At 73.1% G+C, this 16784-nt stretch carries 20 protein-coding genes; 16 read left to right on the forward strand and 4 right to left on the reverse strand.

Annotated features, from left to right (window positions below; translation table 11 throughout):
• Position 1 precedes the first annotated feature (1 nt).
• Genes ACIP60_RS24265 through ACIP60_RS24275 form a run of 3 tightly spaced genes read left to right on the forward strand, consistent with a single transcriptional unit; the run spans position 2 to position 2820 of the window.
• The gene (locus ACIP60_RS24265) at positions 2-724 is read left to right on the forward strand and encodes a creatininase family protein (protein ID WP_400687667.1); all 723 of its coding nucleotides are present in this window, start codon (positions 2-4) and stop codon (positions 722-724) included.
• Between the two features lie 24 nt (positions 725-748).
• A complete protein-coding gene (locus ACIP60_RS24270; protein ID WP_400687669.1) occupies positions 749-2074 on the forward strand; it encodes a hypothetical protein in 1326 nt (441 codons plus the stop codon).
• A 29-nt stretch (positions 2075-2103) separates the two neighbouring features.
• Positions 2104-2820, forward strand: a complete 717-nt coding sequence (locus ACIP60_RS24275) for a 2'-5' RNA ligase family protein (RefSeq protein WP_400687671.1) — start codon at positions 2104-2106, stop codon at positions 2818-2820.
• 82 nt (positions 2821-2902) lie between these two features.
• Here ACIP60_RS24275 and ACIP60_RS24280 read toward each other — a convergent pair whose 3' ends face one another.
• The 4 genes from ACIP60_RS24280 to ACIP60_RS24295 form a co-directional block, all read right to left on the reverse strand.
• Positions 2903-3904: an aldo/keto reductase gene (locus ACIP60_RS24280; protein ID WP_400687673.1), complete on the reverse strand. Its 1002-nt coding sequence runs from the start codon at positions 3902-3904 to the stop codon at positions 2903-2905.
• Positions 3901-4395 (reverse strand): ATP-binding protein, encoded by a 495-nt coding sequence (locus tag ACIP60_RS24285; RefSeq protein WP_400687675.1) that lies wholly within the window; start codon positions 4393-4395, stop codon positions 3901-3903. Before ACIP60_RS24285 ends, ACIP60_RS24280 begins: the two co-directional genes overlap by 4 nt.
• Positions 4396-4899: 504 nt before the next feature.
• Positions 4900-5385 (reverse strand): SAM-dependent methyltransferase, encoded by a 486-nt coding sequence (locus ACIP60_RS24290; protein WP_400687677.1) that lies wholly within the window; start codon positions 5383-5385, stop codon positions 4900-4902.
• A gap of 75 nt (positions 5386-5460) precedes the next feature.
• Complete coding sequence (locus ACIP60_RS24295; RefSeq protein WP_400687678.1) at positions 5461-6819, reverse strand: Tat pathway signal protein; 1359 nt, start codon at positions 6817-6819, stop codon at positions 5461-5463.
• A 222-nt stretch (positions 6820-7041) separates the two neighbouring features.
• On the opposite strand from ACIP60_RS24295, the gene ACIP60_RS24300 reads away from it, so the two are divergent.
• From ACIP60_RS24300 to ACIP60_RS24360, 13 genes are all read left to right on the forward strand, one after another.
• Entirely contained in the window at positions 7042-7626 is a 585-nt protein-coding gene (locus ACIP60_RS24300; RefSeq protein ID WP_400687680.1) for a hypothetical protein, read from the forward strand.
• 67 nt (positions 7627-7693) lie between these two features.
• A complete protein-coding gene (locus ACIP60_RS24305; RefSeq protein WP_400688157.1) occupies positions 7694-8578 on the forward strand; it encodes a sensor histidine kinase in 885 nt (294 codons plus the stop codon).
• Positions 8579-8594: 16 nt separating this feature from the next.
• Entirely contained in the window at positions 8595-8927 is a 333-nt protein-coding gene (locus ACIP60_RS24310) for a hypothetical protein (RefSeq protein ID WP_400687682.1), read from the forward strand.
• A complete protein-coding gene (locus ACIP60_RS24315; protein ID WP_400687684.1) occupies positions 8921-10285 on the forward strand; it encodes an ATP-binding protein in 1365 nt (454 codons plus the stop codon). Before ACIP60_RS24310 ends, ACIP60_RS24315 begins: the two co-directional genes overlap by 7 nt.
• An 11-nt stretch (positions 10286-10296) precedes the next feature.
• Complete coding sequence (locus ACIP60_RS24320; protein WP_400687685.1) at positions 10297-10749, forward strand: roadblock/LC7 domain-containing protein; 453 nt, start codon at positions 10297-10299, stop codon at positions 10747-10749.
• Between the two features lie 97 nt (positions 10750-10846).
• On the forward strand, positions 10847-11137 hold the full coding sequence (locus ACIP60_RS24325) for a DUF742 domain-containing protein (RefSeq protein ID WP_400688159.1): 291 nt from the start codon (positions 10847-10849) through the stop codon (positions 11135-11137).
• Between the two features lie 13 nt (positions 11138-11150).
• Positions 11151-11729 carry a GTP-binding protein gene (locus ACIP60_RS24330; protein WP_400687687.1) on the forward strand — a complete coding sequence of 193 codons (579 nt, stop codon included), beginning with the start codon at positions 11151-11153 and terminating at the stop codon, positions 11727-11729.
• Entirely contained in the window at positions 11726-12238 is a 513-nt protein-coding gene (locus tag ACIP60_RS24335; RefSeq protein ID WP_400687689.1) for a GAF domain-containing protein, read from the forward strand. Before ACIP60_RS24330 ends, ACIP60_RS24335 begins: the two co-directional genes overlap by 4 nt.
• Before the next feature lie 24 nt (positions 12239-12262).
• Complete coding sequence (locus ACIP60_RS24340) at positions 12263-13501, forward strand: acyl-CoA dehydrogenase family protein (protein ID WP_400687691.1); 1239 nt, start codon at positions 12263-12265, stop codon at positions 13499-13501.
• Positions 13498-13959 carry a hypothetical protein gene (locus ACIP60_RS24345; RefSeq protein ID WP_400687694.1) on the forward strand — a complete coding sequence of 154 codons (462 nt, stop codon included), beginning with the start codon at positions 13498-13500 and terminating at the stop codon, positions 13957-13959. The genes ACIP60_RS24340 and ACIP60_RS24345 overlap by 4 nt, the downstream gene beginning before the upstream one ends.
• 25 nt (positions 13960-13984) lie before the next feature.
• Positions 13985-14185 (forward strand): DUF5999 family protein, encoded by a 201-nt coding sequence (locus tag ACIP60_RS24350; protein ID WP_400687696.1) that lies wholly within the window; start codon positions 13985-13987, stop codon positions 14183-14185.
• Entirely contained in the window at positions 14182-16053 is a 1872-nt protein-coding gene (locus ACIP60_RS24355) for an SAM-dependent methyltransferase (RefSeq protein WP_400687698.1), read from the forward strand. Before ACIP60_RS24350 ends, ACIP60_RS24355 begins: the two co-directional genes overlap by 4 nt.
• Positions 16050-16781: a hypothetical protein gene (locus tag ACIP60_RS24360; protein WP_400687700.1), complete on the forward strand. Its 732-nt coding sequence runs from the start codon at positions 16050-16052 to the stop codon at positions 16779-16781. Before ACIP60_RS24355 ends, ACIP60_RS24360 begins: the two co-directional genes overlap by 4 nt.
• Positions 16782-16784 lie beyond the last annotated feature (3 nt).

Consider the following 16784-nt stretch of genomic DNA (forward strand, 5'->3'; position numbering starts at 1 on the left):
CATGAACCCCCTCTCCAGCGCGACGATGACCGAGGTCCGTGACCAGGCAGCGACCGTCGCGGTCTTGCCCATCGGCAGCTTCGAGCAGCACGGCGCCCACCTTCCGCTGACCACCGACACCCTGGTTGCCAGCGGCATCGCCACCGCCGTGGCCTCGGAGCACCAACTCCTTCTCCTGCCGCCCGTGACGATCGCGTGCTCCCACGAGCACGCTGCCTGGCCCGGAACGGTGAGCATCAGCGCCAGCACCCTGATCTGCGTCGTGACCGACATCGCCCGCTCCCTGGAACGATCCGGCATCGACAAGCTCGTCCTGGTGAACGGCCACGGCGGAAACTACGTGCTCTCCAACATCGTCCAGGAGGCCAACGTCGACGGCCCGCGGATGGCGCTCTTCCCACGAGGCCAGGACTGGCAGTCGGCACGGCAAGCGGCCGGCCTGGAGAGCAGTGCCCACGACGACATGCACGCGGGTGAAGTCGAGACGTCGCTGCTCCTGCACCTGTGCCCCGACCAGGTGCGGGACGGCTTCGAGAAGGCCGACCACGTCGCGGATCGCCCACACCTCCTGGTCCACGGCATGGCCCCGTACACCGACAGCGGAGTCATCGGCCGACCCTCGCTCGGCACCGCCGAGAAGGGCGCCGCCGTCCTCGACACCCTGACCGCCAGCTTCACCGAGACCCTCGACGCGCTCACGACACCCCACGCCGCGCAGCGCTGACCCCACCCGGAGCGGAACAGCCAGATGGCCCAGACGATGATCCCCCGGATCAAGCAGCTCGCCGCCGAGGCCGGGTGGGGAACCTACGAGAAGTTCAGCATCCAGTACGCCTTGGCCGCGAAGCGGGCCGCCGTCCAAGAGGGGAACCACCGGCTCAATTCGGAGACCGTCCCGCGCCGCAGCTACGACCGCTGGCTCAACGCCGGGCTCAAGACCGCGCCGCGGGATGCGGCGTCGATCGTGCTCAGCCACATGTTCGGCATGCCGGCCGAGCGGCTTTTCGCGCTCGTCGAGGACACCCTCACCCCTGTGGTTGTGGAGGCGACGGGTCGCGGTGCGGCCCCCGGCGTGGAGTTGGACGACCCGCTGGAGATCATCAGCCAGGCTCGTGACCTCGTCTCCTCCAGCGTCCCCGACACCGTGATCGAGACCAGCTACATGGCGATCAACAGCGTCGTCGCACGGTACGAGAGCGCAGGCCCCCAGCACCTGGCCGCCGAAGTACGGCTGCTGCGCCGGATGCTGCACGGCCTGCTGAAGGGGCCGAGCGCGCCCCGCCAGCGGGCGGAACTGTTCCGGCTCACCGGCCAGTCCGCGGGCCTCCTGGGCTACATGGCTGTCAACGCGGGACAGCCCGATGCGGCACGCGCCTACAGCACGGAGGCCGATCTCCTGGCCGCCGCGGTCGGGGACACCGAGCTGCGCATATGGGCTCACGGCACCCAGTCGCTGGCGCTGTATTACCAGGGCCGCTACCGGGAGGCCGACGACGCGGCAAGGGCGGGTGTCGCCCTGGCCCCGGGCAACGGCCAGGCGATCCGCCTCCTGGTCAACGGGCAGGCCCGGGCACTGGCCAGGATGGGGCGCACGCGAGACGCCGAGGCGGCCATAGGCCGTGCCCTCGACCTGTCGGAGAGGTACCCGGTCCCGGACGGTCTGACCTCGTGCATCAGCTTCGAGCCGTACTCCCTGGCCCGGACGCTCGCGAACGCGATCACCGCCCACCTCTCCCTCGGGCGACCGGACGAGGTATTCGCCTACGCCCGCCAGATCCAGCCGCTGGTGGGCCAGTCCCAATCCGCCTGGAGCCGCGCCCTCGTAGGACTGGACGTGGCCACCGCGCACCTCCTCCAAGACCCGCCCGACGTGGAGCAGGCCATGCGGCTGGGAGTCCGAGCACTCCAGGCCGGCTCCGGTGCGCCGATCACCTCGGTGTGGAAGCGGGCCCAGGAGCTGTGCCAACAGGCCCAGCCCTGGCGCGGCGCGCGGGCCGTGGGGGACTATGCGGAGGAACTGCACCTGTGGCGCTCCCGCCCCCTGGCCGCCCAGATCGCCAGCGGCGCCCTCTGACAGCCTGCCCGCCGCAACCAAGAGGCCCCATGGACCAGCTCATCCCCGACACCAACTCCTTCCCCGCCGATCCGCCGTCCGACCTGGACGACGCGCTCGCCATCACCGACCACGACTGGGGTGCCTTCTCGGCGCTGACCCGGATGAAGAACCACTGGAACCGGACGGGCTGGGAAGACCCCAACCGCCGCGTCCTGTACTGGCTGCTCACCTTCGCCGGCCAGCCGGACCTGCTCGACCTGGTGCAGCGCTGCCAGCAGCCGCTCGAACCGCTGGGCCTCGACCTGATCGCGGCTGACGGCCTGCACGTCACCATGGTGCGCGTCGGAGACCGGCACCTGGTCTCGCCCTCTCGTGCACAAGATCTCGTCCGGGCCGTCGACGACATGGGCCTGCCCGCGTTCACCGTGCACGCCCATCCCCTCACCGGCTCCCGGGGCGCGGTCCGCTTCTCGCTGTCCCCGTGGACACCGCTGGTCCGCCTCCACACCGCTCTCACGCTGGTCGGCAGCTCCCATGGCGTGCCGGGCGGTTCCGACACCAGCAGCTTCCGGCCTCATCTCGGCGTCGCCTACAACCCCTGCGGCCGCGACGCCCGGCCCGTGATCGACACGGTCGCCCCGCTGCGCCGGCTGCCGCCTGTGGCCCTGAGGGTCGGCAGCGTCGACCTCGTCGAACTACGCCGTGAAGGGCGCAGCTACCGATGGGAGACCCTCGCCAAGGTCGCTCTCGCGGGCTCCGCCTGACGGCCGGCCGAACCAGTGACGCACGCTGCCCCAGCACCTGGTGGAGGTGCTGGGGCAGCGTCGCAGGCGCTGATGGGTCGGCTCAGGCCAGGGCGAGCGAACCGGCAGCCGAGAGCACGGCCAACTCGTCGCGCACGCTGCGGTAGACCTCCCCGACGAGGCCCAGATCACCCGCGCTCAGCGGAACTGCCAAGCTGTCGAAGTTCTCCGCAACCTGGCGACGGCTACTGAAGCCCGCGACCACGGCCGAATGCGGAGCTTGGCCGAGGCAGTACTGCAGGGCTGCGCCGACCACCGCCGCCGGGCCGCCCACCAACTGCGCGCGCAACCGGTCCAAGCCGGCCGAGACCACCGACCACGCCTGCGGGCTCAGCGCCGTCGCAGGGCCTCGGTCCCCGCCCCAGGCGAGGACTCCGCCCGCGAAGGGCGCGGCAAGAAGCAGCCCGATGCTGTTCTGCGCGGTGAAGGTGAACAGGTCCTGCCCGTCGAGCAACACGGTGGGGGTCAGCGCGTTGAACCGGGTCAGGACCACGTCGGGTTCGACCAGGCGCAGCAGTTGGAGGAACCGCCCGGGCTGGGCCGCCCCGTCGGTCCCCCTGGTGCAGGGGTCGGGGCCGCGCAGGCCGATCGCGCCGATCATGCCCACTTCCCGCAGGGTGTGCATCTGGTCGATCGCGGGCCGGAGGTAGCGGTCGTTGTCACCGAAGTCGAAGCTGGGCAGGACGTAGAGGTCCATCCGCTCCACGCCGAGGTTCTCGATGCTCTGTTCGAGCTGGTGGCGCAGGTGCGGGGCGGCGTACGGGTGCGGGGCGGAGCCCTGGTGGCCTACCTTGCTGCTGACCTTCAGGTCGGCGTGCGGGTAGCAGCGCAGCACTTGGCCGATGAGGCGCTCCGCCCGGCCCTCGCCGTAGGTGTCTGCGGTGTCGAACAGATCGGCGCCCCGCTCGACCGCTGTATGCAGGGCTGCGGTCCATTCGGCGTCGCTGACGGCGGGTTCCGATCCGATGCGGCGGCTGCCGACACCGAGGGGATGGGTAGTCAGGCCGGGTGCCAGGCGGCGGCGCTCCAGGTTCAGGGCGGTCACGATGCGGCGGCCTCGGGGTAGGCGAAGGCCGCCCGGACGGTCTTCCCGCCCGGGCAGCGCCTCACGTCCCACGCCGTCGCCGTCTTCTCGACCAGCAGCAGTCCCCTGCCGCCCTCACCGATGGCGGCCAGTACTGCGTCCACGCTCCATCCCTCCATGTCGTTGTCGCTCCTCACGGCCTGCTTGGCCCTGAACTGCAGGGTTTCGACGCGCTCATCGCGATCGCGTACCGCGACGGTGATCCCGTGGACGTGCCGGCACATCACCAGGTCGACCAGCCCGCAGCCGTGGATGGCGGCGTTGGTCACCAATTCGGCGATGACCAGCAGCACGCTGTCGAGGCACTCCGGCTCGGCGGATGCCAGGAAGACCAGAGCCGCATCGCGCGCAGCGGCGGCGACCTTGTCACCGAGCTCCGTGCCCGGAACTCTGCGGTGCTCCAGCCGGCGACCGAGCTTGACCTGGCCGAGCGAGCTTGCTGTGTCGGTCACCTTCGCCTCCTCAGGCGGTGGGCCGGGCCGCTCCGGCAGACCTCGGAGCCACTGCCAGCTTGGAGGACACGGAGCGGCGTATCCAGGCCGCGAGTCCGCCACTTCACCGCCACTTGCCCACTGCGGCGCGTGGCCCTCCGGCATCCAGATCCGGGCAAAAGGTGACGAAACAACTGGGGATGCCGACATCCACGCGGCACCGGAGCCGCCATGTGGCGGAGAAGTGGCGGACCGGCGGCCTAGTGGTGCCGCCGATCCCCAGCCACGGTAGAGACCTGCCGCCGACCGAACGCAGCGCTGCGGGCGGTCCGCACGTACTCACCCATCACGCCACGCAGAGACAGGAGTTGACCGATGATCACGCCAATGAATCCATCGGTCAGCCACCCGAGCCGATCCCTGGTTGTCACACCCCGGCGCCACTCCATGGGCGAGGATTTGCGCGGCGCGCGGCCTCGGGCGTCTGGGAACCGGCGCGGCGGTCTTGTGTCGAGCTCGGCGCACCTACGGACGCTTGTCCGCCCCCTCCCAGTAGGCGCTCCCGAGCATCTCGCTGGGCCAGGCCGGCTGGTGGACGGGACCGCGCGGCCCCATCTCCTTGAACCAGGGGCCGATGTCGAGCACGGGGGTGCCGTCGACCGCGTCGAGGTCGGTGACGTGCAGGTCCCGTCCATCGACTCCGATCAACCGCGGGTAGGAGACGGCGAGCTGGTTCGGTCGGCGGTGGTTGCGGTGGGCCAGGGTGCCGGTGGCGGGCCAGCGGGTGTCACCGCGCGGGTGGCGCAGGCCCTTCAGGTGGACATCCTCCGGGGACGCCTGGTCGAAGTGCCAGAGCACGGTCAGGTGGCTGAACTCCTCCAGGCCCACCGTCATGCTCTCGGGGAACCGGGCATCGAGCCTGATGATCGCCGTGGTGCCGCCCTGGTAGTCGTCGGCGACCTTTTCGTGTCCGCCGACCACGGTGGCGATCTGCTCGATGGTCAACTGCATGCGCGCTGCCTCCCCTACTACCCGGCCGGGGCGGCGCGGCGGCCGGCCCTTCGGGCGTTGCACGTCCTGGACGGCTCAGCCTATGGCCAGGAGCGCTTCGCGGGCACGGGCGTCGAGGGCTGCCGCCACGCTGCCGCCGCGTCCTCGCAGCGGGGAGAGCGCGCTGAGCATCTGCCGGACGACGCCTGCGGCGCGGTCGGAGCGGATGCCGGTCATGGCGTCGAGCGCGAGGTGCCAGGTCGTGCACGCCTCCTCTACACGCCCGCTCTGGGCCTGGACGGCGCCGAGGTAGCCGATGGTGACGGCGTGGGTGCGGGCGTAGGGCAGGGCGCGGGTGCGGACGCTGCGCCGCAGCTCCTTCTCGGCGCCGGGCAGGTCGCCCAGGGTCCGCAGGGTAAGCCCGGTCTCGTGCGCGAGAGCGGCCTCGCCGAAGAACGCCGCCCGGGCGGGCGCCTGCTCGCCGTCGGCCCGGTCGAGGTCGTGCTCCGCGCGGTGCAGGGCGGCAAGGGCGTCGCTCTTGCGCCCGGCGGAAGCGAGGGCCCGGGCGTGGACGACTCCGAACAGGGCGCGCTCGCGAGGGCCGGCCGCCCGATAGCGGGCGCTGTCCACGGACGCCTCGGTGTAGCGGAGCGCGATGCGGCGGTGGCCGAGGTCGCCCGCCTGGTGGCCTTGGGCGCGCAGGATGTGCCCGGCCAGCGCGGGGTCGTCGGCCTCGGCGGCCAGCGCCAGGGCCACGCCGAACGCCTTCTGGGCTCCGGCCTGGTCGCCGGCGTCGAAGCTCATCCAGCCGTACAGGTAGGTGAGTTCACCTGCGGCGGAGAGCAGGCGGGGGCGGATGTCGCCGCTCGCTGCGGTGAGGTATGCGGCCACGTCAGTGGCGAGGAAGGCGCGCAGCGCGGTCCGGCCGGTGCCGCCACCGAGCCGCTGGTCCTGGCCGGAAAAGTAGGCGGCGGCCTCGTGCAGGGCGTCCACATGAGCAGCCGTGACGCGCGGTGGCTGCTGCGGCGTGTTCTGCCGAGCTACTGTCGGGCGGCTGTCCCACCAGGTGAGGGCGGGGAGGGCGGCGGCGGCGGTGGAGTAGAGGAGTTGTCGGCGAGCGAACATGTCGTCCCTGAGCGTGGTGAGTGCGGTAGCGGGGTCGCCGGCCCAGGAGGGGCCGACGTGGGCATCGTGGTCGGCGAGTCCGATCTCGGCCAGGGTGACCGTGCGGACGCCTCGAAGGCCGCGGGTGAGTGCTTCGCACAAGGTAGCGGCCGCACTGGGTCCGGGGCGCGTTCCCTTGACCCAGTGGGCGATGTGCGAGCGGTCGAGTGCTCGGAGCTCGTCGATGCCGTTCTCGGCGGCGACGGTCTGCATCTCTCGCGCGACGCGGGGCTGCGACCAGCCCGTTTCGGCGATCACGCTGGCCAGTCGGGTGTTCCGCTCCCGGGCCATACGGCGCCTCCTGCTCTCGGAATGATCTTTCACGGCTTTCACGGGGTCCGCAGCGGCGGGCCCCTACCAACGGCCAGTGACAAGCGGTTTGCTCTCCGTCAAGACGATAGGCCGCGTTGGCCTGTGGAGATGGCGGAATCCGCGAGTTGCCCGTCGTCAAAACCGTTGCACCGCATGCGTCCTGACTGTCCGAAACCACACTGCGCGAACCTGGAGGAGACGATGACCGGCCCGAGTGGGACCGAAGGCGGCTGCGGCCACCGTCACGCCGCGTGGGAGGCCCGTCTCGCCCGTACCGTGGCCGACCACCAGCCCCAGGGGGCGGGTTTCGGCAACACCGCGGACCCGGTGCTCGCGATGCTGCACCCGGTGGCGGCCGAGACCGACCTGCCCGATCTGCAGGACGGATTCGCCCTGCGGGACCAACTGGTGCGCCTGGCGACGGAGGTCGAGCGTGCCGACGCCCTGGCGAGCGCCCGCGACAGCGAGGGCGCCCGGCAGGTCTACGAGGTCGAAGCCCGCCACGCGGTACGGGAGCTGGTGGAGATCGTCGGGCGGGGCGGGTGGCCCCGCAGTGCGCTGGTGGGGAACGCCGGCACCGCCGCCGCGCTGACCATCGCCTCGCACGCCGACCGGGACCAGCAGGTACTCCTGCTGCCCGCGCTGCGCACAACGGTGCGCAACGGCGGCGCCCCCGAGACGCACCAGGTTCGGCTGGAGGCCATGATCGCCGCCGCGCTGGGTGCCTCCCTGGACGACCTGGACCTCCTCCTGGACACCTGGGCCACCGCAGGAGCCGCCGCGTGAACGCCTGCGCCCGCGCCGACGGCGCCGCGAGCGTGCACGGCGGCCGCGAGGGGAGCCGGCGGTGACGATGTCCCTGGTCCAGTGGCGCGACGGTGCGGTCGACGTCGCCGCGGCGAGCGAACTCTCCACGGGTGAGCTCCTCGCCTTGATCCCGATCCTGCTGAGTCTCGCGGAGCAGGGCGAGGCACTGCCGGAAGGGCTTCCCCCCGAAGCCCTGCACGCCGCGCGGTTCATCGGCATGACCGTCGAGCGGGTCCGCCAGGCCGCCCGCCACGATGCCCTGGCCGGGGCACGGACGGTGCTGTCCGCTGTCCGGCAGCAGGGTCGCAGGCTGGCCGCCGCGCAGCAGGGCGTCGAGGACCCCGATGTGCTGCAGCACTTGCATGCCGTCGACCACGCGAACGCGGTCGCCGAGCGGCGGGCTGTGCGGCTGATGATCCTGTCCGGCGGCTGGCCGGCCGCCCGCACCGAGCCCGCGCCGCTCATCGATGTCATCAGGGCGGGCGCGGCGGCCGTGGAGGGCTACGAGCGGATCCTGTTCGGCGGGAACCTGCAGTTGCTGACGCACCCGCAGGCGGTGGGACCGCTGGTGGCCGCCGTCGCGGAGCTGGCCGAGAACGGGCTGCGGGCCGGTACCGGCCCTGTCGGTATCGAGGTCGGGGAGCGGACCGAGGACGGGTCGACCTGGCTGATGGTCACCGACCCGGGGCCCGGCATGCCGGCCGAGGTCCTCGCCACGGCCCGCCAGGTGCTGGCGGCCGGCGGCCGCCGACCGTCGGCCGCAGCGTGGCCCGGGCACGGACTGCGGCTGGTCGCGGCGGTCACCCGCGCACTGAACCTCCAGGTCGGCCTCGCCAGCTCCCCCGACCACGGCACCCGCGTGAGTGTGCTCCTGCCGCCGCACATCGTCGAGCACCCCGCGCTCGCCCCCGCTGCCCCCGAGCCGAACTGACCACGAAAGCGACACCATGTCCTGTCCCGAAACCACCGCCCGGCCCGATCTGCCCGGCGCCCTCCAGCTCGGCGCCGACGCCCTGAACGCCATGGTGGCACGCGTCCCCAGAACCTCCTGCCCTGTCCACACCGCACCGCGGGGCCTGCTCGCCGCTCCCTTCGGCCGCATCGACGGGCAGAGCGCCCGGAGCGCGGCCGCCAGGAGCACGGCGGCCGCCGCGGCCCAGGGCCTGGCCGCCGCGCGCTTCGGCAAGGCGGGTCTGCGCCCGCTCGGCGCCGGGTTCGGCCCGCGGCTCGCCGGCACCCGCCCCGCGCCGGCGGCGCTCTGGTGGGCCGGCCGATGCTGATCACCGAGATCGCAGTCGCCGCGCCGTGCGCAGCCGCGATCGGCGCCGGACTCCTGTGGCGCCGCGAACGCGCGGCACATCGCCGCACCGAGGCCGACGCCGCCGCCGGAACCGCCTTGCTGCACACCCGCGAAGCGGCGCTGCGGGACCTCGCCGACGGATGGATGCCGGCACTGGTGCGGGGGTGGGCGGAGCCGTTCGATCCGGCACTCGGTGAGCCGGCCGGTAGCGCCTTCGCGGCCGCCCTGGAGGCGATCGTCGCCAACACCCTGGCTCTGGAGCGCCAGCGCGCTCAGGAGCAGCGGACGGCGGAGCACTGGTACGGCCAGGCGTCGGCGGCAGCGCACCAGCTGCAAGAGTTCGCGACGGAGCAGCGCCAGCAGGCGGCCGCCGCCCAGTTGCCGGCGTGGACGGAGGCGCTGCTGCTGCTGGCGCGGCGGGCCCATCCTCTGGTGGATGAGGCGGTCAAGGGGCTGAGCGCGGCCGAGAGGGGCGTGGAGGATCCCGAACTGCTGCACGTGCTGTTCGGCGTCGACCAGCGCGCGGTGCTGCTGCGGAGGCTGATCGAGAACGCTGCGCTGCTGGCCGGGCAGGTGCCCCGGGGGCTGGCCCGCAGTACGCCGGTGGCCACCGCGCTGCGCACCGGCGCGGCGGAGATCCTCGCGTTCGGGCAGATCGAACACGTGCCGCCCCGGGAAGAGCTGTACCTTCCCGGCCATGTCGCCTGGGCGCTGATACGGATCGTGGCGGAGCTGGCGGACAACGCGACGCGCTTCTCGCCTCCCACGTCACCGGTCGTGGTCGATGCGGTGGTGGTCGCCGAGGGCCTGGTCGTGACCGTCCGAGATCGCGGCCTGCCCCTGACGGGGGCGCAACTGGACTGGCTGAACGGGGTCCTGGCCGGGCCCGAGGGCCCCTCGGCGGTCGAGCAGCTGCGCTCGGGCCAGCTGGGACTGCTGGTCTGCGCCCGGCTGGCGCGCGGCCTGGGGCTCTCCGTCTCCTTGGAGGCGGGTTCGCCGGGTGTGACGGCGAAGGTCTTCATCCCCGGCCAGTACCTGAGCGCGGACGCGCCGGCGGAGGCCGGCCGGCAACCGGCTGCCGCCGCGCACGGGCCGGCCGGGGCGCAGGCCCAGCCGGCCCTGGTCAGCGCGGTGCGGACGGTGCCGGGGCCGGCCGGTTCCGGGGCTCCTCCCCTGCCCCAGCGGGTGCGCCGGAGCACGGTGCCCGCGCAGCCGGCAGCCCGCGACCGGCCCCTTCGGGCAACCGAGCCGCCCGCGGCGTCGACCGCCCTGGCGGCGAGCTGGCTCACCGCCACGCGCCGGGCGGACTCGCACCACATCCAGCCTTCCGAGAGTTGATGGAGAGACACATGGACGAGCGCGAATTCACCCCCGAGGCCCTCGGCTGGCTGCTGGCCAACTTCGTCGGGTTGACCGCCGGCGTCGAGGACGCGGTCTTCGCGAGCATGGACGGCCTCTCGCTGGCCTGCACGCTGAACGACGAGACGGCCCGCGCGCACTGGGCCGCGCTGACCACGAGCGCCTACCTCACCATGTCCCGGCTCGGCGACGTCCGCGGGGTCGCCGAGCCGGGACGGCAGTGCGTCGCCGAGCTGGGCGACGGCAGTCTGGTGATGATCATGGCCGCCGGTGAGGGGCTGCCGCCGTGGAAGGTCGCCGCCGAGACCGGCAACGTGACCGGCTGCCTCCTGGGCGTGGCGACCAGCAGCGGCGCCGACCCCGGGGTCGTGGCTTACGCCGCGAAGCAGTTCGTGCAGAGCATCGCCCAGCACCTCGTCGTGCCCGCCCGGGCTGCGGGCTGACATGGCCGGCGCAGGCGCCGAGCCGTGGCGGCGCGACAGCGAGGGAGTGGTTCCCGCCTATGCCCTCACCGGTGGCCGAACCGCCCCCCGGCACCGGATGCGCTTGGAGACCCTCGTCGGCCGGGGTTCAGCTCTCGAGGAGCAGCTGCCCCACTGCGCGCCTGCCGAGCGGCGGCTGCTGGAGCTGTTCGGTTCCACGCCGCTGCCGGTGGCCGAGGCCGCGAGCCGGCTGCGGTTGCCGGTCCTGGTGGCGCAGGTCCTCATCTCGGACCTCATCGACTGCGGCGCCCTGTCGGTCGTCGCCTCGCCGGACGCCGCGCGCCCTGGAGTACAGATGTTGGAGGCGACCCTTGCCGGGCTACGACGCAAGTTCCCCCAAGCAGGCTGAACCCGTCACGGTCTTGAAGATCGTGGTCACGGGCGGGTTCGGCGTGGGCAAGACCACCATGGTCGGCTCGGTCAGCGAGATCGAGCCGCTGACCACCGAGGTGCCGCTGACCTACGCCAGCACGGGAAGCGACGACCTGGCGGGCGTGGAGGGCAAGACGACCACGACCGTCGGCCTGGACTTCGGCAAGGTCACCTTCGACGAAGAGGGCATGGCGCACCGGTTCGAGCTGTACCTGTTCGGGACGCCGGGCCAGCAGCGGTTCTGGTTCAGCTGGGACGACCTGGTCATCGGCGCCCTGGGTGCCGTCGTGCTCGCCGACACCAGGAAGCTGGCCGACGCCTTCCCCGCCCTGGACTACTTCGAGCGCCGGCAGCTCCCCTTCGTGGTGGGCGTGAACACCTTCGCCAACTCCCTCTACACCTACAGCGACCAGGACGTGCGGCAGGCGATGACGCTGCCGGACGAGGTGCCCGTGGTCTTCTTCGACGCCCGCGACCCCGACGCTTCGGCCCGCGTCCTGATGACGCTGATCGCCACCGCGCTGGATGCCGCCCGATCCCGTCCCCCCTCCCCAGGAGCGCTGCTGTGACCCCTTCCGAGCCGGCACTGAGCCGGGAGCAGTTCGAACGCGCCCGCCGGATCGGCGCCTTGGACCTGATGCAGATGCCGGGCCTGGACGACATCGCCGCGCGGATCGGCGTGGCGCTCGGCCAGCCGTACGCCATGGTCAACCTGATCACCAACGTCCAGACCTTCGCCGGCCTCTACAGCGCGCCCGGCATGCCCGCGATCGGCCGCACGATGCGCGTGGACCACGGCTACTGCCCGGCGCTGCTGGACCGCGACGCCGCGCTCGTGCTGCCCGACGTGCAGGCGTGGGCGCGCTTCTCCAGCAACCCCGTCGTGGACGGGGTGGGCATCAGGACCTACGTCGGCGCGCCGCTGCCCGACCCGGACACCGGCATGGTCCTGGGCACCGTCTGCGCGGTCGGCACCCAGGCCCTTCACCTGTCCACCGGCCGCCGTTCCCTGGCCGTGATCAAGGAGTTCCAGGCGGAGGTCACCGAGCTGATCGCCGCCCGCGCCCGCACGCACTGACCCACCACGCGAAGGAGCACGCAGGTGAGCACCGAACGTCACGAGCAACTACGCCGCACGGTACGAGAATTCGCCGCCTTGGAGGTGGCCCCCCGCGTCGCGGCGATGGAACGCGACCAGGCCGTGGACGGCGAACTGGCCTCGCTGATCGCCGCCCAGGGCTGGATCGGCGCCACCATCGATCCCCGGTGGGGCGGGATGGGCGCCGGCCACGAAGCCAAGACGATCATCGTGGAGGAGCTGTCCCGCGTCAGCGCCGCCGCGGGCGCGATCGCCCAGGCCTCCCAGCTCGGCGTCGCCAAGATAGCCCTGTTCGGCAGCCCGGAGCAGCAGCAGACCTGGCTGCCCGCGATCGCCGCAGGGAGCGTGCTGCCCACCATCGCGGTCACCGAGGCCGGATCCGGCGGCCATGTGCTGGGCATGCTCTCCACCGCCCGGCGCCGCGGCGGCTCCTACGTGCTGAACGGCAAGAAGTGCTTCGTCGGCAACTCCCACGTCGGCGCACTGCACGGCGTGGTGGTCCGTACCGGCCCGGGCTCCCGGGGCCTGAGCGCGTTCCTCGTGGAGGCGGACCGGCGCGGGGTGGGCCTGGAGCCGCACAAGCGGCAGCTGGGCCTGCACGGTTTCAGCTTCGGCACCATCACGTTCGACAACGTCGAGGTCCCGGCCTCCGCTGTCGTCGGCGAGGTGGGCGACGGCCTCGCCGTCGCCTACTCCTCCAGCATCCTGTTCGGACGCCCGAATCTCGCGGCGGTCGCCCTGGGCCTGCACCACGCGGTCCTCGAACGCACGACCGCGGAGACCGGGACCCGGGTGCGCTACAGCAGGCCGCTGGGCGATCTCCCGGTCGTCCAGGACAAACTCGGGCGGATGCAGGCCCGGCTGGACTCCGCACGCGCCCTCGCCTACAAGGCCGCCGCCCGGCTGGATCGCGGCCTGCCCTGCGACAGCTTGCTGATCGCCTCCAAGCACGAGGCGGTGAAGGCCCTGCTGGACTCCGTGCGCCAGGGGATGGAGATCCACGCGGCCGCGGCCCTCGACGCCGACAGCCAGATGGCGCGGCTGATGCGGGACAGCTGGTGCATCGAACCGCCGGCCGGAACCAGCGACGTGCAGGCGCACCGCCTCGCCCAACACCTCCTCCACCCCGGCCGCCACCCCGACTGGTCCGAGCGGTTCGCCGAACAGCTCAAGACCCGCGCAGAACAGGCCGGCGCCGACGCGCCCGCGCCGGTACCGGTCGCCGAGGGAGCCGGACGGTGAGGGAGACGCTGTGGCCCGAGGACGAGGAGTTCACGGACCCCGATCCGCGTCAGTGGCGGCCCGAGTGGGTGCCGCTGGTGTGGACGACGCGCCTGCCCGCAGGCCGCCACTGGGAGGCGATCCGCGTCACCGGGCCCGAGGCGCGCCAGACGCTGCACCTGCTCGGCGGCCGCATCGGCCCGGTGATCGTCAACCCGTACGCCCAGGTCGCCTTCTTCCTCCTCGACCGGCTCCACGGGCCGTGGCAGGCGACCCGCACCGCGCGGCTGCTGCGCCACGGCACCGTCGTCGCCGTACCGCAGTGGCACGTGCGCGGCGGGCGGGACGTGCACTGGGCCGTGCCGCCCGGGCGCGGGGAGACCGACCCCGGCGACCTGCGCGAGGCCCTGGCCGGACAGCCGCCGCAGCGCCGCCGGCCCCTGGCCGTACCCGCTTCGAAGCGGCACCCCGAGCCATAAACCGACGTCAGAAACGAGAGCCCCCATGTGTCAGCACAAGGTCGACTGCCCTTCGGCCGACGACCCGGCCCGCCAGGCCGCGGCCGTGATCAGCTCCCACCCCGACCAGGGCTGGAGCCTGCTGTGCAACGGTGTCGTGCTGTTCGAGGACACCGGCGCGGTGCTGCCCGACGGGCGCACCACCGCCCCCCACCGCGACGGCGCCCTCGCCGGAGCGAGCGCATGACCACACCCGACCCCCGCACGCCGTACGTGCGAAGCGCGCCGCTCTACGACCCGCACGCACCGAACGCGAACCCCCTGCAGCTGGTGGACTACCACTTCCACACCCTGGGACTGAGCAACACGTGGCCCACCAGGTGGTCGGGGGAGACCCTGTGCACCGTCGACCCCGCCATAGGCGATTGCAAAGCCGAATGGGTACCCGCGGCAGTATGGCCCGACGGCACCGACCTGTGCGTGGTGGTGAGCTGGACACCCCCCGAGGAACTGCGCCGCGACGGTAAGACCGGCGTGGTGCCGGCGGGCGCCGACGACCTCTGGCGCAAACGGACCGCCGCCACCGCCGACGCCCTGGAATCGCTGGGCTACGTGGTCGAGCGCAACGGGCCGCCCCAGTCCCCGCAGACCCACTGGGACGCCAAACTGCTGGTCTACCGGATGATTCCGGGCCATGCGCCGGTCCTCAACCACCCTGACGCGTGGGCGGGCCGCACGGCCAACCCGCCGAACTACCAGCGCCACGGCTGGGGGTTGGACCCGGACCCGTGCATGGACATCGAAGCGGTCCTGGCGGACGCCGGGGTCCTGGGATGGGACCGCTGGGCCCTCGGGCATCGCCGGCGGCCTATCCGCCCCGGCACCGGCATGTGCTCCTCGCACCCGCTGCGCCAGGTCCTGTGGCCTCCGCACGCCGACTCCTGCGTCGAGGTCACCTGGGCGGCCTGCGAAACTTTCCATCGCATCGGGCCCAAGGGGACCGGGCCGCTGCCGGCGGGCGCGGCCGAGCACTGGCAGGAGCGCATCTCCCTGGTGCAATCGGCCCTGGAGGAGGCCGGCTACACCGTGCGCTGGCCCCGCCGCCCCTGGGACCTGCAGACCGACACCTCCGTCTCCGCCATGGTCTACCGTCCGGCCAAGCCGTCGGCGCAGGGCGCACCGCCGGACACCGCCGCGTCCCCTGGCGGATCCGCGGCGCGCGGCGAAGCGCGCCATCCGTGGAGCCTGGCCAGCCTGGCTGCCCTCGACGCGGCAGCCCGCAGCGCGCATCCGTGCGCCGGCCTCGGGCACGACCGGGCGCGGTGGGCGCGCCTGCAGGGCCACCTGCTGGGCGGCGGCGTCCACTTCGCGCCGGACCGCGCCTTGGCGCAGGAGCTCACGGCCGCCGATGCGGGCATCCGGGCGCTGGCGCACGCGAGCCAGGTGTTCTTGACCTCCCGCGTCGCCGCGCTCGCCCGGCAGGGCATCGACCAGTACGTGGTCCTGGGATGCGGCTACCCGGCGCCGTCCTTCGACGCGCTCCACACCGCCGCCCTCGTCCACCGGCCCGCCGCCCGGATCGTGTACACGGACGCCGACCTGAGCGTGCTGGCCCACGCCCGGGCGCTGCTCACCGCCCCGGCCCCCGCCGCCATCGGCCACCTCCACCTCGACTTGGCCGAGCCGGCCGCCCTGGCGCCCGCGCTGCGCAGCCTGCCCGCCTTGGACCTGGAGCGGCCGGTGGCCCTGATCCTCGCGAACGTGCTGGAGCAACTGACCGACGAGCAGGCGCACCAGGGCGTCGCCGCGCTGCGTCGCCTCGTCGGCGCGGGCAGCGTCCTGACGCTCAGCCACCACACGCTGGAGCACGCCGACGGGCAGATCGGTCGGCAGGTGCGGCTCGCCTACCGCCGCGCCGGCATCGCCTACCACCCCCGCACCCGCGCGGGCCTCGCCGCGCTGCTGGAGGGCTGGCAGCTCCACAGCCCCCACATCACCGAACTCGCACCCCTCCCGCAGCCGGGGCCGGCTTCCGCGCGCGGCGCCCGCTCCTACGCGGCCACGGCCCGCAAGGGCGAGGCGGGCGCCTGGACGCCGTGTCGGAGGCCGCAGTGATCGCCCCGCCCCTGACCGGCCCGCACACACCGGCCGCCGTCGCGCCGCAGTGTCCCGACCCCGTGTACTTCCAGGGACTGCCGGTCCCGCTGATCCTGGCCTGGACGGGCGAGCAGCCACCGGAGCCGGCCCCGCCCCGCGCCACGGACCTCCGCTCGGTGGACGGCGTGCGGTGGGAGACGTGGAGCGGCACGCCGACCGGCGCACCGCGGTGGACGGTGCACCACCCCGCACGTCAGCTCGAACTCATGGACGCGCGGACCCGGTGCTCGGTCGGCGGCGGCCCCGCCCACCGCACACCGCGCGGGCTGCTGTGGCTGCTGCCCGCCGACCCCGCCCAACTGGGCCCGCGCGCCACAGTCGCCACCGCCATCCGGACCGCGAACCCGCCGCTGTGCCTGCGCCACGCCCACCAGGCACAGCGGCACTGCCGCCGCCTGGCCGTCGACTGCCTGGTCCTGGCCGTGCCGGAGGTCGAGATCGTCGCGATCCGCGGCACCGTGCACCGCCCCGGCGCCCATCCGTCCTTCGAAGAACTCGAACTCGACGATCCCGGCCTCGAGTTCATGGTCGGCCAGCAGCTGATCGCGGAACTGCGCCACCCCGTCGTCCTGGAGTCGCTGCCACCGCTGCCCGAGGCGCAGCACTTCGGCAACAAGCCGCCCGCCGCGCCGCCGCCTGCTGCTTGCGCACCGCCAAGCCGTCGCGGCTTGCCCGACTGGACCTGACAC

Source organism: Kitasatospora sp. NPDC088783, from assembly GCF_044750705.1.
Taxonomy (GTDB): domain Bacteria; phylum Actinomycetota; class Actinomycetes; order Streptomycetales; family Streptomycetaceae; genus Kitasatospora; species Kitasatospora fiedleri.

Bases quoted from the DNA above. Each gene is read 5' to 3' on its own strand.
- ACIP60_RS24325 (WP_400688159.1), top strand. From the start codon at position 10,847: ATGCGCTTGGAGACCCTCGTCGGCCGGGGTTCAGCTCTCGAGGAGCAG.
- ACIP60_RS24300 (WP_400687680.1), top strand. From the start codon at position 7,042: ATGACCGGCCCGAGTGGGACCGAAGGCGGCTGCGGCCACCGTCACGCC.
- ACIP60_RS24265 (WP_400687667.1), top strand. From the start codon at position 2: ATGAACCCCCTCTCCAGCGCGACGATGACCGAGGTCCGTGACCAGGCA.
- ACIP60_RS24275 (WP_400687671.1), top strand. From the start codon at position 2,104: ATGGACCAGCTCATCCCCGACACCAACTCCTTCCCCGCCGATCCGCCG.
- ACIP60_RS24315 (WP_400687684.1), top strand. From the start codon at position 8,921: ATGCTGATCACCGAGATCGCAGTCGCCGCGCCGTGCGCAGCCGCGATC.
- ACIP60_RS24295 (WP_400687678.1), bottom strand. From the start codon at position 6,819: ATGGCCCGGGAGCGGAACACCCGACTGGCCAGCGTGATCGCCGAAACG.
- ACIP60_RS24320 (WP_400687685.1), top strand. From the start codon at position 10,297: ATGGACGAGCGCGAATTCACCCCCGAGGCCCTCGGCTGGCTGCTGGCC.
- ACIP60_RS24270 (WP_400687669.1), top strand. From the start codon at position 749: ATGGCCCAGACGATGATCCCCCGGATCAAGCAGCTCGCCGCCGAGGCC.
- ACIP60_RS24310 (WP_400687682.1), top strand. From the start codon at position 8,595: ATGTCCTGTCCCGAAACCACCGCCCGGCCCGATCTGCCCGGCGCCCTC.
- ACIP60_RS24290 (WP_400687677.1), bottom strand. From the start codon at position 5,385: ATGCAGTTGACCATCGAGCAGATCGCCACCGTGGTCGGCGGACACGAA.
- ACIP60_RS24350 (WP_400687696.1), top strand. From the start codon at position 13,985: ATGTGTCAGCACAAGGTCGACTGCCCTTCGGCCGACGACCCGGCCCGC.
- ACIP60_RS24305 (WP_400688157.1), top strand. From the start codon at position 7,694: ATGTCCCTGGTCCAGTGGCGCGACGGTGCGGTCGACGTCGCCGCGGCG.
- ACIP60_RS24355 (WP_400687698.1), top strand. From the start codon at position 14,182: ATGACCACACCCGACCCCCGCACGCCGTACGTGCGAAGCGCGCCGCTC.